This window comes from Cognatishimia sp. MH4019, from assembly GCF_020177595.1.
Taxonomy (GTDB): Bacteria; Pseudomonadota; Alphaproteobacteria; order Rhodobacterales; family Rhodobacteraceae; genus JAHTBL01.
The window spans coordinates 21,040-42,342 of record NZ_JAHTBL010000006.1; the positions used below are offsets into that span (position 1 = coordinate 21,040).

Here is a 21,303-nt window from a genome sequence, read left to right on the forward strand (position 1 = left end):
CAATGTGGACGCGCGCGCTCTCTTTTGTTTTGTGCTGTGCTGCCCCGGTTGCCGGGGCGCATCCGCATGTGTTTATCGACACCGGACTGAAGCTGGTTTTTGACGAAGAAGGCCAGCTCAGCGCGGTTGATGTCACATGGGCCTATGACCCGCTTTATACCCTTCTTTTGCTGGAAGACATGAGGCTGGACCCTGATCTGGACGGCGTGCTGGAGCCTGCTGAGTTGGAGCAGCTTCAGGGCTTTGACATGAAATGGATCGAGGGCTTTGAAGGCGATCTTTATCTTGAGGCTGACGGCCCTGTCGCCTTGGCTCCGCCTCAGCCGATCGAGACGCGGATGGAGGGTGAAAAGATCGTCTCGGTGCATCGACGTCCGCTTGAAACGCCGATGGATGTGCGCAATCCGGTCAAAGTGCGCCCTTTCGATCCGGGCTATTTCACCGCCTATGCCGTGACCCTTGATGTCGGCATCGAAGGGGGGGACGGCTGTGATGCGACATTGGAAATGGCCGATATCGCAGCCGCTTCGGACATTCTGGAGGAACTCCTTTTTACCGTTCCACAAGCGCAGCTTGAGACCGACTTCCCCGCAGTGGGCGAGCACTTTGCCGATACGGTGACCCTTACATGCGTCTCTGGATAGCGCTTGGCTTGCTTGTGGCGGCGGCGCTTGGTTTTTGGCTGAGCGGCGTGGACGACCGGATTGCGATCTGGGCGGCCAATGGTCAGCGCGACGTGCAAGCGGCGATGGCTTCATACTTACGCGGCTTGCGCACTGGCGATGCCGGCGCGTTCTGGGGGCTGATGGGTCTTTGTTTTGCCTATGGGTTTTTCCATGCTGCAGGGCCGGGCCATGGTAAGTTGGCGATTGGCGGCTACGGCACCGCGCGGCGCGTGACGGCGCTGCGCCTGTCTGGTTTAGCCTTGGCGTCCAGCCTTGCGCAGGCAGGCACGGCGGTGCTGCTGGTTTATGGCGTGGCAACCGCATTAGGGTGGGGTCGCGAACGGGTCGAGGCGGTGAGCGAAGACATCATGGCACCGATCAGTTACGGGGCGATTGCATTGATCGGGCTTTGGTTGTTATGGCGCGGTACGCGCGCTTTGCTGCGCAGTGACACGCACAGCCGTGATCCACACCATAAGCACGATCATGAACACGGGCATGATCATAAACACCGGCATAGCCATACCCACGGCCACGGCACTCATGACGATGGTACCTGCCACAGTTGCGGGCACAAACATGCCCCTACGGTAGAAGAGGCCGAACGCGTGCGCTCCTTGCGCGATGCGCTTTTGGTGGTTGGCGCGGTCGCGATCCGGCCTTGCACCGGCGCGCTTTTCTTATTGATCCTGACCTGGCGGCTGGGTGTCGAGGCCGCAGGTATAGCAGGGGCGTTCGCAATGGGGCTTGGCACAGCGACAATCACCATAATGGTGGCGCTTCTGGCGGTTTCTGCCCGCGAAGGCGCGCTGACGCAATTGAGCGGCTCGGACAAGCTGGCTCGTGTTGCCCCGGTGTTGGAAATTCTAGGCGGCGGGTTGATCGTGCTGGTGGCGAGCCAATTCCTGCTGCGCGCTCTTTAGAGTTTCGCAAGGTGTTGCCAGTTGCTTTGGTTTGATCCAAAGCAGAAAGCATGACACGTTTTCAACATCTCAAATCGCTTCTCGTGCTGGGGCTGCCATTGATCGGTAGCCATATCGCCCAAATGGCGATCACGACAACCGATACATTGATGTTGGGCTGGTATGGCGTGACAGAGCTGGCGGCCGTCACGCTCGCCTCGTCGATCTTTTTCACGCTTTTCATCGTTGGCAGTGGCTTTGCCTGGGCAGTCATGCCTCTGGTCGCCGCGGCCTCTGAGAAAGGCGACGAGGTGCAGGTCCGCCGCGTCACCCGCATGGGGCTGTGGCTGTCGATGATCTACGGGAGCATCATGATCCCCGCGATGATCTATTCCGAGCCGATCTTCCGTGCGCTTGGGCAAGAGCCAGACGTCGCCGCATTGGCCCAAACCTATTTGCGTATCGCCGGATGGGGCATTCTGCCCGCGCTTTTCGTCATGGTTCTCAAAGCGTTCTTATCCGCTTTGGAACGCACGCAAATCATTTTGTGGGTCACTATTGCGGCTGCAATTCTGAACGGGTTGATCAACTATGCCCTGATCTTTGGCAACTGGGGCGCGCCTGAACTGGGCGTGCAAGGGGCGGCAATTGCCTCGGTGATCGTGCAGGTGGCGTCTGGTGTTTTGCTTGCCCTTTATGTGTCGCGCGTCTTGCCGAAATTTGCGCTGTTCCAACGGATCTGGCGTCGTGACCCAGAGGCATTGGGCACCGTTTTCCGTCTGGGCTGGCCCATCGGTGTCACCAGCTTTGCGGAGACCGGATTGTTCACCGCGTCCGCGATCATGGTGGGAACCATCGGTGCCGTCGAATTGGCGGCTCATGGTATTGCGCTGCAACTGGCGTCGATCACGTTTATGGTGCACCTGGGGTTATCTCAAGCGGCCACTGTGCGGGCTGGTCGGGCGCTGGGGCGCAAGGATATCGGTGGATTGCGGCAAGGTGGCGGCGTCGCTGTTGGCGCGTCTGTTGTCTTCGCTGCGGTCACGATTGCTGCGTTTTTGCTGGTGCCGGAATTTCTGCTGAACCTCTTTGTCGATCCAGACGACCCGCAGCGCCCTGCCATCCTTGCTATTGGTGTCGGCCTTTTGTCGATGGCGGCGTTGTTTCAATTTGTCGATGGCGCGCAGGTTATGGCGCTGGGGCTGCTGCGCGGTGTGCAGGACACTCGCGTGCCGATGATCCATGCGACCCTCAGCTATTGGGGTTTGGGCTTGCCTGCAGGCTATGTACTGGGCTTCCCGCTTGGGTTTGGAGCTGTGGGTGTCTGGATGGGTTTGGTCGTCGGCTTGGCCATGGCTGCAATTTTGCTGCTGGGCCGGTTTTACGGACCAACTTTGCGGCGGTTGTCAGCTGTATGAGGATTTGCGCCGCGGCTTTGCCGCGTCGCTTCGCGGGGGCTCTGCCCCCGCACCCCCGGGATATTTGGAAAAAGCGAAGCGGCTTCCGGCAAGGACTCTGAAAAAGCGAAGCGGCTTCCGGCGAGGACTCTGAAAAAGCGAAGCGGCTTCGGTTAAAGACTCTCAAAAGCGAAGCGGTTTCCAATAAGGACTCAAAGAAAGCGAAGGTGGGCGGGGCCTAGCCTTTGTCTTTCATCAGACGGTCTGCCTTTTTGCGCACAAGCGTTGAGCGCAGATCGTGCATGGCCAGCAAAAGCGCATCGGTGACATTCTCAAGCTCGTCATCAGTGGCTTTGGACTGCACCCATTGGGTCGTCAGGTTCAGATAATCGACCGCCCGGTGAATGTCGTCGATATCGCGCTCCGCAAGGATCGCCCGACGCTCGGTCATCCAATCGTCAATGACATCGCGGTCAGTGTCCGACAGTGTCCGATCCCCGTGGGGTTTGACCTCGCCATTGCGGATGTTGATCACCGCGATCTGGTCCATGTCGATCCGCCGCTGGCGATTTTCGGTGTCCACGCGGAAAACAGCAGCGCCGTTTTCCCGTACACGGAAATAATAGTCTGGCAGATCTCCGGCCATGCTCCGTCCCTCGTTACGTCAGATCTTCGCAAAAACCGATGATCCGAGTGCAGGCCTCTTTCAGGGCCTCGTCGGAGGTAGCGTAGCTGACGCGGAAGGCTGGGGAAAGACCGAAGGCCGCGCCGAAGACAACGGCGACGCCGGTTTCCTCAAGAAGCGCTGTGGCGAACGCCTCGTCATCGGTGATCGGCGTGCCGCCTTTCGAGGTCTTGCCAATGCAGCCTTCGATGAACGGATAGACATAGAACGCGCCATCTGGCGTGGGGCAGGTGATGCCGGGCGCGGTGTTGAGCATGTCCACCACCAGATCGCGGCGGCGCTGGAAGATGGCATTGTTCGTCGCGATATAGCTTTGATCGCCGTTAAGCGCTTCAATCGCCGCCCATTGGCTGATCGTGCAAGGGTTCGACGTGGATTGCGACTGGATCTTGCGCATCGCTGCGATCAACTCCACCGGGCCTGCCGCATAGCCAATGCGCCAGCCAGTCATCGCATGGGCCTTTGAGACCCCGTTGCAGGTCAGTGTGCGGTCATAAAGCTGCGGCTCTACCTCGGCAGGGGTGCAGAATTTAAAATCGCCGAAAACGAGGTGCTCATACATGTCGTCCGTCATCACCCAGACATGGGGGTGACGCAGCAATACGTCCGTCAGGCCCTTAAGCTCGCCCCAGCTATAGCCCGCACCTGTCGGGTTGGAAGGTGAGTTGAAGATCAGCCACTTGGTTTTCGGGGTGATCGCGGCTTCCAGCTGATCCGGTGTCATCTTGAAGCCGGTGTCCAACCCGGCCTCCACCACGACAGGCTCGCCGCCTGCCAGCAGCACCATATCGGGATAGCTGACCCAGTAGGGCGCTGGGATGATGACTTCGTCACCGGGGTTCAGCGTGGCCATCAGCGCATTGTAAAGGATCTGCTTGCCGCCCGTGCCGACGCTGACCTGCGCGGGGGTATAGCTGAGGCCATTGTCGCGCTGAAACTTGTCGCAGATTGCCTGCTTCAGCTCAGCAATGCCGTCGGGGGGTGTATAGCGCGTCTTGCCCGCATCAATCGCGGCCTTGCCTGCGGCGGCAATATTGGCGGGCGTGTCGAAATCCGGCTCGCCCGCGCCCAGACCGATGACATCGCGCCCTGCGGCTTTAAGCTCTGCCGCTTTCGTGGTGACTGCGATCGTCGGGGATGGTTTAACACGGGTCAGTGTCGCAGACAGAAAGGGCATGGTCGTCTCCGGTTGTAAGCTGAGGCGCGACCCTCATAGGATGCAGAGGACACCCAATCAACCCGGAAGGATCGACATGACTGATGCAGTAGACGTGATGGATGGCTGGTATGACGAAGAGACGGCCACATTCGGCGACCGCATGGCTGCCGCGCGCGAACGTGCGGGGTTGAGCCAGGTGCAACTGGCCAAGCAATTGGGCGTTAAGCATGTCACCGTGCGCAATTGGGAAGACGATCTGTCCGAGCCGCGCGCCAACAAGTTGCAGATGATGGCGGGGCTGGTGGGCGTATCGCTCAGCTGGTTGTTGACCGGGGATGGCGAAGGCCCCGATGGCCCACCTGACGAGGAAACGCTCTCGTCCGACGTTACCGATGTTCTGGTTGAAATCCGGGTGCTGAAAGGCGAGTTGTCCCATGCGGTCCAGAAACTGGGCTATCTTGAGAAGAAACTGCGCCAAAAGCTGAAGGAAAGCTGATGTCAGAGACGCCGGAGAACCGGATCAAGCGGCTGAAAATGCGCTCCATGCGGCGCGGCATCAAGGAGATGGACCTGATCCTGAGCGCCTATGCAGGCGACCGGCTGGACGGCATGTCAGAGGCGCAGATCGTGAAATACGATGCGCTTTTGTCAGAAAATGATCAGGATTTATATCAGTGGGTGACCGGGCAATGTGCCCCACCAGCTGAGTTTTCCTCTTTGATTTCAGATATTTCGGATCACGCAGGCACGAAGTAGCTCTTTTTGCGCGAATTTTTCGGGCTTTAACCGAATATTGGGTATTTCCGCCGTAACTGGTCTCAAAGCAGATCAATAAGGCGGATGTCTCATGAGTTTTCAGAACACGGTTTCTACAGGCAAGAACAGCAGTTTCATATCGGGCTACCTTGACAGTTTGGCACTGGTCGAACGGCTTCACCGGCTGTTGCTGGACGTTGTTAAGGACGAGTTTGAGCGGGTCGGCGTGTTGGAGATTAACGCAGTGCAGGCGCTGCTGATCTTCAACATCTCCGACAATGAAGTGACCGCCGGGGAGCTGAAAACCCGCGGCTATTACCAAGGCTCGAATGTCAGCTACAACCTGAAAAAGCTGGTCGAGATGGGCTATATGCACCACCAGCGCTGCGAGATTGATCGCAGGTCTGTGCGCGTGCGCCTGACCGAAAAAGGACGCAATATCAGGGACATCGTGGCCGAGCTTTTTGCGCGGCATGCTGATGGTCTGATGGATAAAGGCGTCATCGGCATGGATGGCATTGAGGAAATCAACACCTCTCTGCGCCGGGTGGAGCGGTATTGGACCGACCAGATCCGCTACATTTACTAGGGCATCAACCGCCCGATCACGAGACCCTCCAACTCGCGGATCAGTTTGCGCGTCATCGCCCGTTCAAAATCCCGGAACCCTAGCGCGGTTTCCACAAAAGCGCCGGGGCCGCGCAGCACAGTTGTGCGGTAATAGCTTGAAAGATCGGCGACCTCGATCAGGCGAATATCACCGATGGGCGGGTTATCCGCGCCGATGACAAGGCCGTTGATCGTGTAGCGATTATCAACAAACACGTCCTGCGGCGCGATCCCGGTGTTGTTCTTGCCATCGCCCGAGATATCCAGCGTCAGTTTCCAACACTCCTCCTGCTGCTCAAGCATGCTGATCCCGAGGGTCATCGCGGTGCCAAGGGCCGTCGCGGTAGAGTTTGCCGTGGCAGCGGCGTTAAAGGCCCGCTGTGTGCCGCGTAACTGTGCAGCGATTGCGGTGATGTCAGCACGGGTACGCACCTCTTGCCAAGGCAGGATCACGCGCTGGCGTTCGGTCGTGCTCCAGTCAAAGGCGGCCAAGCGCACTGGTGCTTCGGGCATCGCCAAAAGCCGCTCTGCCACGCCGGGGGAGGCGATGGCATCGGCCAATCCATTGAGTTGCAAGCTATATTCCTGCGCATCGACCGAGCCTGACACATCCAGCCCCAGGACAAGCGCTTGCCGGCAGGCGGCCTCGGCCGCCGATGGCAAAGCCACCGAAAGCCCCAGCGCGCATGCCAGCCGCGCGGCCACCTTACCAGTGGCCGGTATTTTCCATACTCGCCCAGGGCTCGGCTTTTTCAAGCGCGTCGCCTTCCTGCAAAAGCTCGATGGAAATATTGTCAGGGGAGCGGACAAAGGCCATATGCCCGTCGCGTGGCGGGCGGTTGATGGTCACGCCGTTATCCATCAGATGCTGGCACATCTCGTAGATATTGCCGACCCGGTAGGCCAGATGGCCAAAGTTGCGGCTGTCATCGGGCAGCGCATCGTCGCCGTCCCAGTTATAGGTCAGCTCAATCGGGCACTCCTCCTGACCCGGAGGGGCCATGAAGACCAGCGTAAAGCGACCGCCTTCGTTCTCATGGCGACGGGTCTCTTTCAAACCCAGAAGCCCGTAGAACGCGATGGACTCGTCAAGATCCTTCACGCGAACCATAGTGTGCAGATACTTCAGTGACATGGACGTCTCCCTTTTCGTTGGTTCAAATATAGCGCAATGCGGCCGCGTGGCGAGCTGCCCTGACGCGTAGGCGCAGCACAACAAATGGCGGTTCACGCGCGCACATCCGCAAGATATAGTGATTCGACGACTCGGCGCTTTTCCAAAGGATCCGACCCAGATGCAGCAGTATCACGACGCCCTTCAAACCGTCCTCGACCAGGGAGAGGTCTCAACCGACCGCACCGGGACCGGCACGCTCAGCTATTTCGGCCTGCAAGCACGCTACCCGTTGGCCGATGGCTTTCCGCTGGTGACCACGAAGAAATTGCACCTCAAATCCATCGTGCACGAGCTGTTATGGTTCCTCGCAGGCGACACAAATGTCGGATATCTCAAGGAAAACGGGGTTTCGATCTGGGATGAATGGGCAGATGAAAACGGCGATCTGGGGCCTGTCTACGGCTCTCAATGGCGGCGATTTCCGGCGCTTACACCCACCGGCGATCAGAAAGACGGCGCGCCGACCTTCTTTGCCCACCATGTGGATCAGATCGAAAAACTGGTGGAGGCAATCCGGAAAACCCGCGACAGTCGCAGACTGATCGTCTCTGCCTGGAACCCTGGCGAGGTCGATAATATGGCGCTGCCGCCCTGTCACACGCTTTGGCAGGTGCGCATCATCGGCGGTAAACTGCATCTGCAACTTTACCAACGCTCTGCGGATATGTTCCTGGGCGTGCCGTTCAACATCGCGTCCTACGCGCTGCTTTTGGCGATGCTGGCCCACGTCACGGGCTATGAGCCGGGCGATTTCGTCCACTCCATTGGCGATGCCCATATCTATTCCAACCATATGGATCAGGTGAAAACCCAGCTTGCCCGCAGCCCCAAAGCGCTGCCGAAACTGGTTATCAAACGCGATGTAACGTCGATTTTTGACTTTACCTTCGATGACTTCGCGTTTGAGGGATACGATCCTGATCCCGCCATCAAAGCACCGGTGGCCGTCTGATGCTCAGCCTGATCGTGGCCCGCGCACGTCATGGGGCGATTGGAAAGGACAATGAGATCCCGTGGCATCTGCCAGAAGACCTTAAGCTATTTCAGCGCGAGACGCTGGGCGGGGCGATCATCATGGGGCGCAAAACCTGGGATAGTTTGCCTTACAAGCCCTTGAAAAGCCGATTGAATATTATTGTTTCGCGCGATGCGTCACTGACTGATCACGTTGCAACATCCCCGCAGGAAGCGGTCTCAATAGCCTATGCACAAGGCTACCGCCGCGTTTACGGGATTGGGGGCCAGCGCATATACACAGAAATGTTGCCCATCGCTGACCGCTTGCTCATCACAGAAGTCGATCTTGAGATCGCCGACGCAGACGCCTTCTTTCCTGAATTCAAGGAAAGCGATTGGCGCGAGCTTGGCCGCAGCGAGATCACAGGCGACGGCCCTGCGGCGGTCATGCGCGAATTGATCCGCGCCTAACCCTCAAAACCTACGCGGATAGCACGCTCGGCTTTTTGGCGCAGATCAGCCACGATGTCAGGATTGTCGGCCTCCCATGATTTGAACCCCAGATAGCCGTGCTGCATCTGCTCAAATCGGGCGAGGCTGCCGCGCGGTGCCAGATCGAAGCTTGGAACGAAATAGGTCTTCACCGTCTCATAGGTCTGGGTGCATCGCAGGACCTCTTCGCCAGACATGGGGCGCAGTGCTGCGGTGCTGTCGCAAATGTAGTAAAGCGCCAAAACGGCGAGAAAATCGGACATAACGCGTCTCCTGTATAGGCGGAGACGGGTAGGCCTCCGCAGGTTGCGGTGTCCTCCCCAGCGCGACGTTGCGCGCATCATGAGTGTTGCATGAACTGGTTAACAAATCGCCGATAAATTGCTGCGACGCAGCAAATGTCGCGATGCAAGCTTAGATACGCGGCTGAATGCTGTGAAATCAGGCATAAAAAAAGCCGCCCCTCGAAAGGCGCGGCTTTTAGGTTTGGGGGGTTGGGGAACGCTTACAGCGCTTTCAACTCGCCTGCCGACTGACGGCCGTCACGGCCTTCGATCATCTCGTATTCGATCTTCATATTGTCGGCGAGGCCTGTCATGCCTGCGCGTTCCACGGCGGAAATATGGACGAAAACGTCCTTACCGCCGTCATCGGGTTCGATAAATCCGAACCCTTTTGTGGTGTTGAACCATTTCACGGTGCCAGTGGCCATCCGTCTTCTCCTTCAATTTGCCGCTGCAGAGCGGATCGTGGCCTTGGTCAGACTTGTGATCTCACGGGACGAGGCCGCCCCCCGCAAGTTCATGAATGTAATTTTAGACCGATTACCAAAAAAACAAGGGTGCGCCCCGTGGGTTAACATGGTTTTCATGGCTCAACCTCTTGGAGAAGGAGCCATTATGCAGTTCTACGGGCTAAAAACCTGCGATACCTGTCGCAAAGCACAAAAATTACTCACCGAGGCGGGGCATTCGGTCACAGTGACCGATGTGCGTGCCGATGGCGTCTCCCGCGCTGATCTAGAGCGGTTTCACGCGGCTTTCGGCGATGCGCTGGTGAATACACGCTCGACCACGTGGCGCGGGTTGAGCGATGAAGACCGCGCGCGTGACCCGATCGCGCTGTTGCTGGACCACCCGACATTGATGAAGCGCCCGGTGATTGAGGCCGATACGCTCTACCTAGGGTGGGGCAAGGACGTGCAGGCTAAGTTGATCGGCTAAGCAGTCGGTCAAGCGACAGCGGACCAGCGCCACGAAAGACCAGCACGAGCAGCGGGAAGACCCACATTGCGCGCTGATCCGCGATCAGGCTGGAGGCCCCTTTGTCGAACCACGCACCGATATCGGCGGCGGCCAGATTGTGGCCTGTGATATCGACCAGCGTTTGCACCGCGATAAACACGATCATCCCAAGGCTCGACAGGCGCGTGAGCAGGCCCAGCACGATCAGAACGGGCAGGATGAACTCTGCCCAGGTGCCTGCGACCACGACCAGCCAGTGAAACGCGTTCAATTGCGAGGTGTCATAACCCACCGCCTCGACCGCTTTCGGGAAGATTTGGATATAAGCGCCGCTGGAGGGTCTGAGAAAACCCAGTACGCCTTCGCCCAGTTTTGTTGTCGCTGAAGACCAATAATAGCTGAACAGCACCGCAGCGAAAAGGACGCGGGCAAGGGTTGGCGTGACCCAATCTGCGCTGCGATCCAGCGCTGCTGCTGTGCGATTGTGTAAGGAAATCAAGCTATTCATGTCGGTGGTCCAATCGTGAGTGACGTCAGAGCGCTAGCGCCTAAGAGACATCCCAGTGTCGCGCTGAGATCGAAATCGGGATGCGTTTGGGTGACGCTCTCGAACGCGGTGCCGAGGGTCTCGCCTTGGCCAAGTGCTGAGATGAATGTCGCAGCACCCATGGGCAAAAGCGTTTGCACCGGATCAAATTCGGGCCGCGCGATCATGACGTCTTGCGCCTGCATTTGTGGCTTTGGGCCACCTGCCATGTTGAACTGCCAAAGCGCGTGGATCGGCCACTCCGATGTCACGATCCGCAGCGCTGGGGCCAGCGTGAAGCGCGCCTGCATCAGGTCCTCAGGCGCCAAGGCTCCCAGCGTTTCGGATGCAATCGGGGTGCTGTCAGCGCTATGATAGGCCTCCCGTATTGCAATCTCGAGCCGGGCGACATCCGCAAGGTAAGGCAGATGGGCGACAGGCTCGAAGCTGCGCAGAAACTCTGGCATGGCCGCGCCGTAATACATCATCAGCGCCGAACTGGGCGGATGTGCGCGCAAATAAACTCCCGCCATGGCGCGGAAAAACTCGTCGCCGAGCAGTTTATGGATGACCGGAAACGCTGTTTCCAAGGCGTCCGTCAGGCTGACGGCGACGTTATTGCGATAGACATCGAAACGCTTGGGGGCAGGGCGGCCCTGAGGGTCGACCAAGCCGTCCGGCACGGCGCTTTTGGGATCAAGCAACGCCTGTGTGAAATCAGTTTGATCGGTCATTGTGCCAACTGCGCGAGTGCGGCCTCGGCCCGGGCGGCTTCGGCGGCCAGAACCGGCCATTCGGGCACGTCATTGTCCCATTCGATCAGCGTGGGCTTTGCCCCGCCGCGGGCAATCGTGTGGTCATAAAGCGCCCAGACTGGATCAACGACGGGCTTGCCATGGCTGTCGATCAGCAAGGTCGCGCCATGGTCGTCTTCATCCTCGTCATGCCCGCCAAGGTGAATTTCTCCAACCTTATCAAGGGGAAAGGCGTCGATATAGCTGAGCGGATCGGTTTGTTGATTGGTGGCGGAGACAAAGACATTGTTCACGTCAAAAAGCAGCCCGCAGCCGGTGCGCGTCGCGATCTCCGACAGGAAATCGACCTCAAGCATATCGCTTTCGGAAAACGCCAAATAGGTCGAAGGGTTCTCCAGCAGCATTCGCCGGCCGACGGCCTCTTGCACCTCGTCGATATGGTCACAAACCCGCGCCAAAGTCGCCGCCGTGTAAGGCAGGGGCAGCAGGTCATTCAGGAAGTGGCTGTCATGAGTGGACCACGCCAGATGCTCCGAAAAGCTGGCTGGTTTCAGCCAGCCGATCAGGTGCTTGAGGCGCGCGAGGTGTTCAGGGTCAAGACGGCCTTCGCCGCCGATGGACAGGCCTACGCCATGCACCGAAATGGCAAAACGTTCGGCCAAGGCGCGCATTTGCGCCAGAGGGCGGCCACCGGCGCCCATGTAATTCTCTGCATGGATTTCCAACCAGGCCACGGGGCCAGGGTCTGCCATGATCTCTGCGAAATGCTGGGGTTTATAGCCCACGCCGGGTTTGTTTGGCAGGCGGTCGAAAGGGGGGGACGCATCAAGCATGAGGGGTCTCTTTGTCGTCAAAGCGATGAGCCCTCGCCACTGGGAGGCGAAGGCTCAAAGGTGCGCTATGGCTTATGCCGGCAGGTCGCGGTCCAGCTCTTCGAGAGACCCCGAACGCTCGGTGCCATCGGCCATTGCGGGAAGCTCGATGTCAGCGCAGGTTCCGGCCTCAACGAGGGTCCAGGCATTGCCCTGATAATCGACAGTCGAGGTGCCAGCGCAGGACGTGCCGGGGCCTGCTGCGCAGTCATTTTCGCCAGCCAACGAAACACCGAAGCACTTTTCTTGGGCTTGCGCGTGAACGGGCGTGGTCATCTGAACGGAAAGGGCAGCGGCAACGGCGCCAGCAACGGCGAGAGTTTTTGCGGTGGTCGACATGAGGTAGAATTCCTTCGTGTTGGTCATGAATGTCGCGATGTGCGATAGCCAGACCTTAGAAGGCCGATCATGTCACGCACCACTCACATGCCTGTGTAACACGGCCCCGTCAGGAACTGTAACAAATGGTATGCGGTTGTATTCTAACTTTAAGCGACTGAAAACGCTTGTAAATACGACGTTCAAAAAGTGGGCGGCACGTGGTGCACGCGCCTCTTTATCACCCGGCAAGGCGCATTTTTGCCATTTGTGTTTCATAACCGACCGACTCGTCGCTGGCAGTCGCCGTCATTGACGGACACCAGACACTGCCCACCAGCATGAATCCGTCTTGCTCCAACATCAGTTGAGTAAAGCGCAGATCATGCAGGACCGGCAGCCGATCTGTTCCGCAGAGCAGCGCTTTGGCGGCAATAACGCGCGTCTCCGCCTGTCCGGGCCCATCGCAGAGCACGATCTCTTGGGTCGGGGCCATAATCAGATCGCGGCAGGGGGCGTTTTCAGTCAATGTCCCTGCGCGCAGTCGCACCGGTTGCACACCCGGCGCCCGCGCCACTTCGCGGGCAGAGAGTTGTGTGTGCCCCACCCAAACGACGCGGGCCAGCTTGCCCGCGAGTGTCAAGATGCGGTCGCCCGGCACCAAGCGTTCAATGGTGCGTAGGCCGAAACCTGTTTCCACTTCCGTGCCGTGCAAAAACCCGTAGCTCATAGGAACCTCATAGCGTTGCTGAGGTTAAAATGGCGTTTAGAGGAGCGTGCCGAACGGGGAAAAACGGCTCAACCGCCTCAAAACGCAGGGCTCTGAGGGGCTAAGCCATTCATCTTCAAAACTTTTTGCAGGGCTTGGTTGGCTTTCTTACGCCACGTCGGGCGCTTTCGCCTCCGCTCCCAGATCACGCAAAACATCCTGCAGCGCTTGGACCGAGGTCTGCTTTTCGCCCAAACGACGCAAGGACACCGTGCCTTCGTCCACTTCGCGCTGCCCGCAAGCCAGAATCACGGGGACCTTGCCAAGCGAGTGTTCGCGGACTTTGTAGTTGATCTTTTCGTTGCGGATATCGGCCTCAGCCCGCACGCCCGCCTTGCGCAAAGCGGCCACGACCTCGTGCACATACGCGTCCGCATCCGACACGATGGAGGCGACAACCACCTGACGCGGCGCCAGCCAGAAGGGCAGGCGGCCGGCTGAGTTCTCGATCAGGATACCGATAAAGCGTTCAAATGACCCCAGCGTCGCGCGGTGTAGCATCACAGGCCGGTGCTTGGCGCCGTCTTCACCAATATAATTCGCATCCAGCCGTTCAGGCAGCACGAAATCCACCTGATGGGTGCCGCATTGCCAATCCCGCCCGATGGCATCGGTCAGAACAAACTCCAATTTCGGTCCATAGAACGCGCCTTCTCCGGGGTTGAGTTCCGGCTCGATCCCTGCCGCACGGGTCGCGTTCAACAAAGCCTCTTCCGCCTTGTCCCACACTTCGTCCGATCCTGCGCGCATCTCTGGTCGGTCCGAGAATTTCACCTTGAAGCTATCGAAGCCCAAGTCGTGATAAACCTTCGACAAGAACTCGATAAACTCCGCGGTCTCGGATTCAATCTGGTCTTCGCGGCAGAAGATATGCCCATCATCCTGCGTGAACCCGCGCACCCGCATGATACCGTGCAGTGCGCCTGATGGCTCATACCGGTTGCACGACCCGAACTCGGCCATCCGCAACGGCAGATCACGATAGGATTTCAAGCCCTGGTTGAAGATTTGCACGTGGCACGGGCAGTTCATCGGCTTCAGTGCGTTCACCGATTTCTCGCGCGCGTGTTCCTCGTCCACCTCGACGATGAACATATGCTCTTGATACTTTTCCCAGTGCCCTGAGGCTTCCCACAATTTGCGGTCCACGACCTGAGGCGTGTTCACCTCGACATACCCGCCATCCTGCTGACGGCGGCGGACGTAATCCTGCAGTTCAGTATAGATGCGCCAGCCATTCGGATGCCAGAAAATCTGCCCCGGCGCTTCTTCCTGCATATGAAACAGGTCCATCTCGCGGCCCAGCTTGCGGTGATCGCGCTTGGCGGCTTCCTCCAGCATGTGCAAATGCTTGCGCAGCTCTTCCTTATTGGTGAAGGCCACCCCGTAAATCCGCTGGAGCATCGCGCGGTCACTGTCGCCGCGCCAATAGGCACCCGCGACGCTCATCAGCTTGAACGCATCCGCAGGCACCTGTCCGGTATGCTGTAAATGCGGGCCACGGCACAGGTCCTGCCAGTCACCGTGCCAATACATCCGCAAAGGTTCATCACCGGGAATGCTGTCGATCAACTCAACCTTATAGGGCTCGCCTGACGCCTCATAATGCGCAACCGCGCGCGCGCGGTCCCACACTTCCGTGCGGACTGGGTCGCGCTTGTTGATGATCTCTTTCATCTTCCTTTCGATGAGGCCCAGATCTTCGGGCGTAAACGGCTCGGCGCGATCAAAATCGTAATACCAGCCGTCCTTGATGACCGGTCCGATGGTCACCTTCACATCCGGCCAAATCTCTTGCACCGCGCGCGCCATGATATGCGCAAGATCGTGGCGCACCAGTTCCTCGGCAGGCTCGCGGTCTTTCATCGTGTTGATCGCAATCGAGGCGTCTGCTTCAATCGGCCACTGCAAATCCCAATGCGCGCCATCAACGGTCGCCGAAATCGCTTTCTTGGCGAGCGAGTTGGAGATACCAGCCGCGATCTCAGCAGGGGTCACCCCGGCGTCAAAATCACGCGCATTGCCATCAGGAAAAGTCAGAGAGATTTGGGCCATCAAAGGCACTCCTCGTCAGTTTGGCGCCCACGGAACGCCCGGTTGCGGGTTATGTATGCGGTCCAAATGCCGAAAGGGGCCTGCGCTGTCAACGCCGCCCCTTTCACTTTGGTAAAAATATCCGCGCCGCAGGCAAACTCACGCCAGCAATACAGCGCCTCCGATCAGCAGAATGCAGATCCATCCGGCCGTGAAAATGACCGGGCGGACCGGAAACCGTGCAAGCCCGCTGATCATGCCCACCGCATGGGCCACCCGCAGCCAGAAGAGCGCGGTGGCTGCGATCACCGTCAAACCCGTCGAGACCCCTTGCAAATGGGCCACCAGAACAACTGCCGCAAAAGGCAAGAACTGTTCAATCATGTTCAGATGCGCGCGGTTGGCGCGGTGCACCCAGGCAGGCATCTGGCGCAGATCGGGCGGGCGTTTAAAGTCCGCCACCTCCCGCGCCTCGGTCGCATTCACGCCGATGATGAACGGCAGCCAAAGCGACGCTGCCAGCAAGGCGCTGAGCGTCAGATAGGTCAGCTCGATGCTCATGCGACCTGCTCCTCCGGGCGAAAGTGGACATCCTCGCCCGTCTCCAGCCACGTCTTCAGCCCCGACAGCGTGCGCGCCCAGCCCTCGGCCACACCTTCGTGACCGGCAGGGATCGCATAATGCTCGACCCGCAGCTTGCAGGCGTCCTGCATCGCCTCGACCAGAAACACGCACCGAGAATGCGTTTTGACCTCGTCCCAGTTCGGCTCGAAGGTCACGTCAATCCGCCGTTTAGGCTCAATCGCGTTTACAGTATAGGCCACGATATCGGACCCATCGGGCGCACAAAAGGCCAGCCGGTCTCCGGCAGCTTGCATATCGCCTGCGCCATGCGAGGCGACGAAGTGATAATGTGCGACGGCATCGGCCTTGGTCAGCGCATTCCACAATGCATCGTGGCGGCACCGAATAAAGGTCTCCATCACGAAATCGGGTGGTGTGTTGGTGTCGGACATGGGGGCGGTTCCTTCCAAAGTGTCTTTCAGATCCAGCAAGGCCCGCGCCGCAGGCTTGGCGCGGTAAGGCTCGATCCAGTGGTCAAGGGCGGCCTGCAAACGGGCGGCGTTTAGGTAGTGATGCTTGAACCGCCCCCGCTTCGTCGTGGTGATCAGATGCGCCTCTTCCAGAACGCCCAGATGCTTCATCACGCCGAAACGTGACATCTGCAGATGTGCTTCAAGTTGGGAAAGCGTCTGCCCGTCAGTCTCGCGCAAAGCGTCGAGAAGAGTGCGGCGGGCCGGATCGGCGAGGGCTTTGAACAGGTCATCCATGCAACGACCATAGGTTACTTATTAGTCACGTGACAATAGGGTAACTTGTAAAATACCTCAAACCACTGTTTTCCTTGCCCCAAATCCGGAGGACACCATGCCGAACCCATCCTATCTGACCACCGAATCGGGTCGCCGTATCGCCTATCACCGCAGCGCGGGGCAGGGTCCGGGTGTTGTCTTTCTGGGTGGGTTCAAGTCCGACATGGAAGGCTCCAAAGCCACCCATCTGGAAGACTGGTGCCGCGCCCAAAATCGCGCCTATCTGCGGTTTGACTACTCCGGCCACGGCGAAAGTGATGGGGCCTTCACCGACGGTTGTATCGGCGATTGGGCCGCTGACGCACAAGCGGCGATCAGGCAGCTCACCGACGGCCCTCAAGTCCTTGTCGGCTCCTCCATGGGCGGCTGGATTTCTCTGCTGACCGCCCGCGCGATGCCGGAAAAGGTTGCGGGACTTGTCACCATCGCCGCTGCCCCCGATTTCACCGAAGACGGCTTTTGGGCCAATTTCACCGTCGACCAGCGCGCCGCGCTCGAAACCGATGGCCAGATTGCGCTGCCCTCGGATTATGGTGAACCCTATATCATCACCAAACACCTGATCGAGGAAGGCCGCGACAACCTCGTACTGCGCAGCCCTCTGAAGTTGCCATTCCCCACGCGCTGCCTGCAAGGCACCGCCGACACCTCCGTCACAACAGAAACCGCGCTCAAACTGCTCGATCACGCCCAATGTGATGACATCCGCCTGACCCTCGTCAAATACAAGGATCACAGCTTTTCCGATCCTGAATGCCTGTCGATCATCGAGGCTGCCATTACAGACGTGACGCAGCGTATCGCTATGTAGTCGCGGCCTTCCCCGCATAGCGTCGCCGCCAAACAGGGGAGGGCGTATGCCACTATCACTTACGCAAAAAGCGGGCTGGGGCTTGGCCGACATGGGCATTGTCGTCTTTGTCGTGGTCAAGCAACTGCTGGTGCTGGCCTTCCTGACGAACTACCTCGGCGTGCCTATCGGCCTTGCGGGGGCCGTCACCACCGCCGTGCTGCTCTTCGATATCATCACCGACCCGCTGATCGGCTACCTGTCGGACCGCACCCGTTCCCGTTTTGGCCGCCGCGCCCCATGGATGGCGATCGGGGCGCTTATCCTCGCCGCCGGAACAATCGGCCTTTTCGCGGTGCCGCTGGGCCTCAGCACACTCGGCAACCTTACATGGGTCACAGGGTTTTTCGTTCTCGCCACCATTGGCTTCACCATGGTCGCCATCCCCTACGGAGCCATGGCGGGCGAGATCACCCAAGACCCGCGCGAACGCTCGGCCATGACCGGCTTCCGAATGGGCTTTGCCTCCCTCGGCATCCTGATCGGAGGCGCGCTGATCCCGATCCTTGCAGGCGACGCCCGCGAAGGTTTCGTGCGGGCAGCGCTGGCCGTGTCCCCCCTGATCGTGGGCGCGATCTGGCTGTCGATCTTCGCCACCCGCAACGCCCCGCGCATCGAGGAACCCTCCACCGCCGCCTTCCTGCCGATGCTCAAACTGGTCCTCGCCAACCGCCCCTTCACGATCCTCGCTGTGCTCTACGGCGTGATGACCCTCGCCGTGGCTCTTTTGACTGCAGGGCTGCCTTTCGCCGCGCTATACCTGATCGCTGATACCGAGAACACGCCGCTCTCCGGCGCGGCCCAAGCCCTCGGCACCCTATCCCTGATGTTCGCCGCTTTCGTCATCGGCTCCATCCTGAGCCAAGCCGTTTGGGTGATCTTGTCGGCCCGTTTGGGCAAGCTGAATGCCCTGATCCTTGGCCTCGCGCTCTATATCGCGCTGCTTTTCGGGATGTATGCGGTGCTGCCGTCGGTCAACGTCACCGCAATGTTCGGCATGTTCGTTCTGGCTGGCATGACCAATGGCGCCTACCAGCAAATCCCCTGGGCGATCTATCCTGACCTGATGGACGTGACCCGAACTGAAACCGGCGAAGCCATCGAAGGCGCGTTCTCGGCCCTTTGGCTCTTTGGCCAGAAAGTCGCCAACGCACTCGCCCCGCTGCTGCTGGGTCTGATCCTTGGTGCTTTCGGCTGGGTCGAAACGACCCAAGGCAGCGTGCCCCAAACCGACACCGCGCTAAACGTACTGCGCATCTGTATGTCACTGCTCCCCGCCGCGATCCTTGCCTTTGCCATCGCCGGCCTTTGGACGATTTACCGGCCTTTGGTGAAAAAATTGCATGCGTATGCAAAAACTGGTTGAGCCAAGCTGCGGTTCCGCTATCTTACCCCGAAACGTCACCTCATAGGGGAGAGAGACCATGGCCGAATACCTCAAGCGCGGCAAACCCGCAGACGAGCGCGCGGATGACGACGCAAAAGTCCGTGCAACCGTCGAAGGCATCCTGAAAGACATCGAAACTCGCGGCGACGCCGCCGTGCGTGACCTGTCGACGAAGTTCGACGGCTACACGCCCGACGCTTTCCGTCTGTCTGACAGCGAAATCGAGGCGGCCATGCAAAAGGTCACCACCCGCGAGATGGACGATATCCGCTTTGCGCAAGACCAGATCCGTGCGTTTGCGCAAGTCCAGCGCGACTCGATGAAGGACGTCGAAGTCGAAACGATGCCCGGCGTAATCCTGGGCCATCGCAACATCCCCGTGAATTCGGTCGGCTGCTATGTGCCGGGTGGCAAATTTCCCATGGTGGCTTCGGCTCATATGTCCGTGCTGACGGCGAAAGTGGCCGGTGTGCCGCGCGTCGTCGCCTCCGCCCCGCCCGTGAACGGCGAGCCGCACCCTGCCATCGTTGCTGCGATGAAAGAAGGCGGCGCGGATGAAATTCTGGTGCTGGGCGGCGTCCAAGCCGTGGGCGCAATGGCGCTGGGCACGGAATCGATCAATCCGGTCGATATGCTCGTCGGCCCCGGCAACGCCTTCGTCGCTGAAGCCAAGCGCCAGCTTTTCGGGCGCGTCGGCATTGACCTGTTTGCCGGCCCCACGGAAACCTGCGTGATCGCCGACGATACCGTGGACGGCGAAATGGTTGCCACCGACCTGCTGGGTCAAGCCGAGCATGGCTATAACTCCCCCGCAGTCCTCATCACCAATTCCCGCAAACTGGCCGATGACACGATGGCCGAGATTGACCGCATCCTCGGCATCCTGCCTACAGCCGAGACCGCCCGCGTCAGCTGGGAAGAATACGGTGAGATCATTCTGTGCGACGACTATGACGATATGCTGGCCGTGTCCGAAGACGTTGCCTCCGAGCATGTGCAGGTGATGACCGACCGCGATGATTGGTTCTTGCAGAACATGACCAATTACGGCGCGCTTTTCCTTGGCCCGCGCACGAATGTGGCCAATGGTGACAAAGTCATCGGCACCAATCACACCCTGCCCACCAAGAAAGCCGGTCGCTATACCGGGGGACTTTGGGTCGGGAAGTTCATCAAGACCCACAGCTATCAGAAAGTGACCACGGATGAGGCCGCGACCTTGGTGGGCGAATACGGTTCGCGTCTATGCATGCTGGAAGGCTTTGTCGGCCATGCTGAACAATGCAATGTCCGCGTCCGCCGCTACGGTGGGCTGAATGTGCCTTACGGCGAAGCCGCGCCCTATCGCGACGCGGCAGAGTAAGGTGCCTTTGGCAGGCCTCACATGCCTCCGGCGGAGGTATTTAGGGACAAAAGAAAGCAGGGCGCGATGAACGGGCAAGATGTGGTTAACGGCCTCTTGGCGGGCATTCGGGATGCCGGTGCCTTTATCGATGATGCGCAGGTTCATCTGGCGCATCCGTTTGAGACGCTAACGGTTGAGGGTTATTTTGGTGGCCCACTGACCCAACTCGCCGAAGCCTTCCCCGATCTGGAACGCCGCGACACGATCCGCATGGAAGGTGTCGACGGCCATAACCAGCTTTGGGTGGGGGTGTGTGGCTATTATTGTGGCACCTTCGCGGCCCCTTTCCTCGACATCCCGCCTACACGGCGGATGGCGGTCATGCGCTATCATGAATTCTACCGGATCCAAGACGGCAAGGTTGCCGAGATGCAGGCGCTTTGGGACATTCCAGAGCTGATGATACAAGCCGGTGCGTGGCCGATGGGGCCGTCGCTGGGCCGCGAATGGCATGTGCCGGGACCCGCCTTGCAGGATGGTCTGCGCATTGAGGGCGACGGGGCACGCGCTTTGCAGATCGTCGGAGATATGTTGGGTCGCCTGCATCATAGTGCGGAAGGCGAAGAGGCGATGCGCTTGCCGGATTACTGGCACGAGAACGCCTCGTGGTATGGACCGTCCGGGATTGGCACCTGCCGCGGCATCAAGGGGTTTCGGGCGCATCACCAGATCCCGTTTTTGAACGCCATGCCCAATCGGCGTGGCTTGATCGAGCAGGGGCATTTCCTTGCGCAAGGCAATTACGTCGGTTTTACCGCCTGGCCAGGGATGGAGATGACGCTCTCGGGCGATGGGTGGCTGGGTATCGCGCCGTCTGGTCAGGTCATCACCATGCGCAGCCTCGATTTTTGGCGCATTGAGGACGGCAAGATCGCCGAGAACTGGGTACTGGTCGATTTGCTCCACGCCTGGCACCAGTTGGGCGTTGATGTGCTCGCCCGGATGCGGCAGCTCGCGTGAAGCGTCCCCGA

General features: G+C 59.3%; 27 protein-coding genes. 13 read left to right on the forward strand and 14 right to left on the reverse strand.

Annotated elements, in window-relative coordinates; genetic code table 11:
- The first annotated feature begins 68 nt into the window (after window positions 1-68).
- The 3 genes from KUW67_RS11550 to KUW67_RS11560 are packed head-to-tail and all read left to right on the forward strand — an operon-like array spanning window position 69 to window position 2,985.
- Window positions 69-644 carry a DUF1007 family protein gene (locus KUW67_RS11550; RefSeq protein ID WP_370634972.1) on the forward strand — a complete coding sequence of 192 codons (576 nt, stop codon included), beginning with the start codon at window positions 69-71 and terminating at the stop codon, window positions 642-644.
- Window positions 629-1,588 (forward strand): nickel/cobalt transporter, encoded by a 960-nt coding sequence (locus KUW67_RS11555; RefSeq protein ID WP_224825469.1) that lies wholly within the window; start codon window positions 629-631, stop codon window positions 1,586-1,588. The genes KUW67_RS11550 and KUW67_RS11555 overlap by 16 nt, the downstream gene beginning before the upstream one ends.
- A gap of 50 nt (window positions 1,589-1,638) precedes the next feature.
- Window positions 1,639-2,985: an MATE family efflux transporter gene (locus KUW67_RS11560; RefSeq protein ID WP_224825470.1), complete on the forward strand. Its 1,347-nt coding sequence runs from the start codon at window positions 1,639-1,641 to the stop codon at window positions 2,983-2,985.
- A gap of 217 nt (window positions 2,986-3,202) precedes the next feature.
- Here KUW67_RS11560 and KUW67_RS11565 read toward each other — a convergent pair whose 3' ends face one another.
- The gene (locus KUW67_RS11565) at window positions 3,203-3,610 is read right to left on the reverse strand and encodes a hypothetical protein (RefSeq protein WP_224825471.1); all 408 of its coding nucleotides are present in this window, start codon (window positions 3,608-3,610) and stop codon (window positions 3,203-3,205) included.
- A gap of 13 nt (window positions 3,611-3,623) precedes the next feature.
- Window positions 3,624-4,826 carry a pyridoxal phosphate-dependent aminotransferase gene (locus KUW67_RS11570; protein ID WP_224825472.1) on the reverse strand — a complete coding sequence of 401 codons (1,203 nt, stop codon included), beginning with the start codon at window positions 4,824-4,826 and terminating at the stop codon, window positions 3,624-3,626.
- Between the two features lie 76 nt (window positions 4,827-4,902).
- Between KUW67_RS11570 and KUW67_RS11575 the strand changes: the two genes are divergently transcribed.
- The 3 genes from KUW67_RS11575 (at window position 4,903) to KUW67_RS11585 (ending at window position 6,153) form a co-directional block, all read left to right on the forward strand.
- Entirely contained in the window at window positions 4,903-5,304 is a 402-nt protein-coding gene (locus tag KUW67_RS11575; protein ID WP_224825473.1) for a helix-turn-helix domain-containing protein, read from the forward strand.
- Complete coding sequence (locus KUW67_RS11580; protein ID WP_224825474.1) at window positions 5,304-5,564, forward strand: succinate dehydrogenase assembly factor 2; 261 nt, start codon at window positions 5,304-5,306, stop codon at window positions 5,562-5,564. Before KUW67_RS11575 ends, KUW67_RS11580 begins: the two co-directional genes overlap by 1 nt.
- 91 nt (window positions 5,565-5,655) lie before the next feature.
- Complete coding sequence (locus KUW67_RS11585; RefSeq protein WP_224825475.1) at window positions 5,656-6,153, forward strand: MarR family winged helix-turn-helix transcriptional regulator; 498 nt, start codon at window positions 5,656-5,658, stop codon at window positions 6,151-6,153.
- Here KUW67_RS11585 and KUW67_RS11590 read toward each other — a convergent pair.
- A complete protein-coding gene (locus KUW67_RS11590) occupies window positions 6,150-6,929 on the reverse strand; it encodes a DUF1194 domain-containing protein (RefSeq protein WP_224825476.1) in 780 nt (259 codons plus the stop codon). The genes KUW67_RS11585 and KUW67_RS11590 overlap by 4 nt on opposite strands.
- The gene (locus tag KUW67_RS11595) at window positions 6,880-7,308 is read right to left on the reverse strand and encodes a VOC family protein (protein WP_224825477.1); all 429 of its coding nucleotides are present in this window, start codon (window positions 7,306-7,308) and stop codon (window positions 6,880-6,882) included. Before KUW67_RS11595 ends, KUW67_RS11590 begins: the two co-directional genes overlap by 50 nt.
- Before the next feature lie 160 nt (window positions 7,309-7,468).
- Here KUW67_RS11595 and KUW67_RS11600 point away from each other — a divergent pair, with 160 nt between their 5' ends.
- Window positions 7,469-8,302 carry a thymidylate synthase gene (locus KUW67_RS11600; RefSeq protein WP_224825478.1) on the forward strand — a complete coding sequence of 278 codons (834 nt, stop codon included), beginning with the start codon at window positions 7,469-7,471 and terminating at the stop codon, window positions 8,300-8,302.
- Window positions 8,302-8,778 carry a dihydrofolate reductase gene (locus KUW67_RS11605; RefSeq protein ID WP_224825479.1) on the forward strand — a complete coding sequence of 159 codons (477 nt, stop codon included), beginning with the start codon at window positions 8,302-8,304 and terminating at the stop codon, window positions 8,776-8,778. The genes KUW67_RS11600 and KUW67_RS11605 overlap by 1 nt, the downstream gene beginning before the upstream one ends.
- On the opposite strand, the gene KUW67_RS11610 is transcribed toward KUW67_RS11605, so the two are convergent.
- On the reverse strand, window positions 8,775-9,062 hold the full coding sequence (locus tag KUW67_RS11610) for a hypothetical protein (protein ID WP_224825480.1): 288 nt from the start codon (window positions 9,060-9,062) through the stop codon (window positions 8,775-8,777). The two genes, KUW67_RS11605 and KUW67_RS11610, sit on opposite strands and share 4 nt — an antisense overlap.
- Before the next feature lie 242 nt (window positions 9,063-9,304).
- Complete coding sequence (locus KUW67_RS11615; protein ID WP_224825481.1) at window positions 9,305-9,511, reverse strand: cold-shock protein; 207 nt, start codon at window positions 9,509-9,511, stop codon at window positions 9,305-9,307.
- A 187-nt stretch (window positions 9,512-9,698) separates the two neighbouring features.
- Here KUW67_RS11615 and KUW67_RS11620 point away from each other — a divergent pair, with 187 nt between their 5' ends.
- Window positions 9,699-10,022, forward strand: coding sequence for an arsenate reductase family protein (locus KUW67_RS11620; RefSeq protein ID WP_224825482.1), 324 nt, complete (start codon window positions 9,699-9,701; stop codon window positions 10,020-10,022).
- Here KUW67_RS11620 and KUW67_RS11625 read toward each other — a convergent pair.
- The 8 genes from KUW67_RS11625 to KUW67_RS11660 form a co-directional block, all read right to left on the reverse strand.
- Window positions 10,006-10,551 carry a DoxX family protein gene (locus tag KUW67_RS11625; RefSeq protein ID WP_224825483.1) on the reverse strand — a complete coding sequence of 182 codons (546 nt, stop codon included), beginning with the start codon at window positions 10,549-10,551 and terminating at the stop codon, window positions 10,006-10,008. The genes KUW67_RS11620 and KUW67_RS11625 overlap by 17 nt on opposite strands.
- Window positions 10,548-11,303 (reverse strand): DUF2063 domain-containing protein, encoded by a 756-nt coding sequence (locus KUW67_RS11630; protein WP_224825484.1) that lies wholly within the window; start codon window positions 11,301-11,303, stop codon window positions 10,548-10,550. Before KUW67_RS11630 ends, KUW67_RS11625 begins: the two co-directional genes overlap by 4 nt.
- The gene (locus KUW67_RS11635) at window positions 11,300-12,157 is read right to left on the reverse strand and encodes a DUF692 family multinuclear iron-containing protein (RefSeq protein ID WP_224825485.1); all 858 of its coding nucleotides are present in this window, start codon (window positions 12,155-12,157) and stop codon (window positions 11,300-11,302) included. Before KUW67_RS11635 ends, KUW67_RS11630 begins: the two co-directional genes overlap by 4 nt.
- A gap of 72 nt (window positions 12,158-12,229) precedes the next feature.
- On the reverse strand, window positions 12,230-12,535 hold the full coding sequence (locus KUW67_RS11640) for a DUF2282 domain-containing protein (protein ID WP_224825486.1): 306 nt from the start codon (window positions 12,533-12,535) through the stop codon (window positions 12,230-12,232).
- A gap of 220 nt (window positions 12,536-12,755) precedes the next feature.
- Window positions 12,756-13,244 carry a Hint domain-containing protein gene (locus KUW67_RS11645; protein ID WP_224825487.1) on the reverse strand — a complete coding sequence of 163 codons (489 nt, stop codon included), beginning with the start codon at window positions 13,242-13,244 and terminating at the stop codon, window positions 12,756-12,758.
- A gap of 147 nt (window positions 13,245-13,391) precedes the next feature.
- Window positions 13,392-15,338: a threonine--tRNA ligase gene (gene thrS / locus KUW67_RS11650; RefSeq protein WP_224825488.1), complete on the reverse strand. Its 1,947-nt coding sequence runs from the start codon at window positions 15,336-15,338 to the stop codon at window positions 13,392-13,394.
- A gap of 138 nt (window positions 15,339-15,476) precedes the next feature.
- Complete coding sequence (locus tag KUW67_RS11655; RefSeq protein ID WP_224825489.1) at window positions 15,477-15,878, reverse strand: MAPEG family protein; 402 nt, start codon at window positions 15,876-15,878, stop codon at window positions 15,477-15,479.
- Complete coding sequence (locus KUW67_RS11660; protein ID WP_224825490.1) at window positions 15,875-16,648, reverse strand: metalloregulator ArsR/SmtB family transcription factor; 774 nt, start codon at window positions 16,646-16,648, stop codon at window positions 15,875-15,877. The genes KUW67_RS11655 and KUW67_RS11660 overlap by 4 nt, the downstream gene beginning before the upstream one ends.
- Before the next feature lie 97 nt (window positions 16,649-16,745).
- Here KUW67_RS11660 and KUW67_RS11665 point away from each other — a divergent pair, with 97 nt between their 5' ends.
- The 4 genes from KUW67_RS11665 (at window position 16,746) to KUW67_RS11680 (ending at window position 21,292) form a co-directional block, all read left to right on the forward strand.
- A complete protein-coding gene (locus tag KUW67_RS11665; protein WP_224825491.1) occupies window positions 16,746-17,501 on the forward strand; it encodes an alpha/beta fold hydrolase in 756 nt (251 codons plus the stop codon).
- A gap of 46 nt (window positions 17,502-17,547) precedes the next feature.
- Window positions 17,548-18,906, forward strand: coding sequence for an MFS transporter (locus KUW67_RS11670; RefSeq protein WP_224825492.1), 1,359 nt, complete (start codon window positions 17,548-17,550; stop codon window positions 18,904-18,906).
- 58 nt (window positions 18,907-18,964) lie between these two features.
- On the forward strand, window positions 18,965-20,290 hold the full coding sequence (hisD, locus tag KUW67_RS11675; protein WP_224825493.1) for a histidinol dehydrogenase: 1,326 nt from the start codon (window positions 18,965-18,967) through the stop codon (window positions 20,288-20,290).
- Window positions 20,291-20,356: 66 nt separating this feature from the next.
- The gene (locus tag KUW67_RS11680) at window positions 20,357-21,292 is read left to right on the forward strand and encodes an ester cyclase (protein WP_224825494.1); all 936 of its coding nucleotides are present in this window, start codon (window positions 20,357-20,359) and stop codon (window positions 21,290-21,292) included.
- The last annotated feature ends 11 nt before the right edge of the window (window positions 21,293-21,303 follow it).

Coding starts and splice junctions, on each gene's coding strand:
- KUW67_RS11555 (WP_224825469.1), top strand. CDS start 629: ATGCGTCTCTGGATAGCGCTTGGCTTGCTTGTGGCGGCGGCGCTTGGT.
- KUW67_RS11560 (WP_224825470.1), top strand. CDS start 1,639: ATGACACGTTTTCAACATCTCAAATCGCTTCTCGTGCTGGGGCTGCCA.
- KUW67_RS11565 (WP_224825471.1), bottom strand. CDS start 3,610: ATGGCCGGAGATCTGCCAGACTATTATTTCCGTGTACGGGAAAACGGC.
- KUW67_RS11570 (WP_224825472.1), bottom strand. CDS start 4,826: ATGCCCTTTCTGTCTGCGACACTGACCCGTGTTAAACCATCCCCGACG.
- KUW67_RS11575 (WP_224825473.1), top strand. CDS start 4,903: ATGACTGATGCAGTAGACGTGATGGATGGCTGGTATGACGAAGAGACG.
- KUW67_RS11580 (WP_224825474.1), top strand. CDS start 5,304: ATGTCAGAGACGCCGGAGAACCGGATCAAGCGGCTGAAAATGCGCTCC.
- KUW67_RS11585 (WP_224825475.1), top strand. CDS start 5,656: ATGAGTTTTCAGAACACGGTTTCTACAGGCAAGAACAGCAGTTTCATA.
- KUW67_RS11595 (WP_224825477.1), bottom strand. CDS start 7,308: ATGTCACTGAAGTATCTGCACACTATGGTTCGCGTGAAGGATCTTGAC.
- KUW67_RS11600 (WP_224825478.1), top strand. CDS start 7,469: ATGCAGCAGTATCACGACGCCCTTCAAACCGTCCTCGACCAGGGAGAG.
- KUW67_RS11605 (WP_224825479.1), top strand. CDS start 8,302: ATGCTCAGCCTGATCGTGGCCCGCGCACGTCATGGGGCGATTGGAAAG.
- KUW67_RS11610 (WP_224825480.1), bottom strand. CDS start 9,062: ATGTCCGATTTTCTCGCCGTTTTGGCGCTTTACTACATTTGCGACAGC.
- KUW67_RS11615 (WP_224825481.1), bottom strand. CDS start 9,511: ATGGCCACTGGCACCGTGAAATGGTTCAACACCACAAAAGGGTTCGGA.
- KUW67_RS11620 (WP_224825482.1), top strand. CDS start 9,699: ATGCAGTTCTACGGGCTAAAAACCTGCGATACCTGTCGCAAAGCACAA.
- KUW67_RS11625 (WP_224825483.1), bottom strand. CDS start 10,551: ATGAATAGCTTGATTTCCTTACACAATCGCACAGCAGCAGCGCTGGAT.
- KUW67_RS11630 (WP_224825484.1), bottom strand. CDS start 11,303: ATGACCGATCAAACTGATTTCACACAGGCGTTGCTTGATCCCAAAAGC.
- KUW67_RS11635 (WP_224825485.1), bottom strand. CDS start 12,157: ATGCTTGATGCGTCCCCCCCTTTCGACCGCCTGCCAAACAAACCCGGC.
- KUW67_RS11640 (WP_224825486.1), bottom strand. CDS start 12,535: ATGTCGACCACCGCAAAAACTCTCGCCGTTGCTGGCGCCGTTGCCGCT.
- KUW67_RS11645 (WP_224825487.1), bottom strand. CDS start 13,244: ATGAGCTACGGGTTTTTGCACGGCACGGAAGTGGAAACAGGTTTCGGC.
- thrS (WP_224825488.1), bottom strand. CDS start 15,338: ATGGCCCAAATCTCTCTGACTTTTCCTGATGGCAATGCGCGTGATTTT.
- KUW67_RS11655 (WP_224825489.1), bottom strand. CDS start 15,878: ATGAGCATCGAGCTGACCTATCTGACGCTCAGCGCCTTGCTGGCAGCG.
- KUW67_RS11660 (WP_224825490.1), bottom strand. CDS start 16,648: ATGGATGACCTGTTCAAAGCCCTCGCCGATCCGGCCCGCCGCACTCTT.
- KUW67_RS11665 (WP_224825491.1), top strand. CDS start 16,746: ATGCCGAACCCATCCTATCTGACCACCGAATCGGGTCGCCGTATCGCC.
- KUW67_RS11670 (WP_224825492.1), top strand. CDS start 17,548: ATGCCACTATCACTTACGCAAAAAGCGGGCTGGGGCTTGGCCGACATG.
- hisD (WP_224825493.1), top strand. CDS start 18,965: ATGGCCGAATACCTCAAGCGCGGCAAACCCGCAGACGAGCGCGCGGAT.
- KUW67_RS11680 (WP_224825494.1), top strand. CDS start 20,357: ATGAACGGGCAAGATGTGGTTAACGGCCTCTTGGCGGGCATTCGGGAT.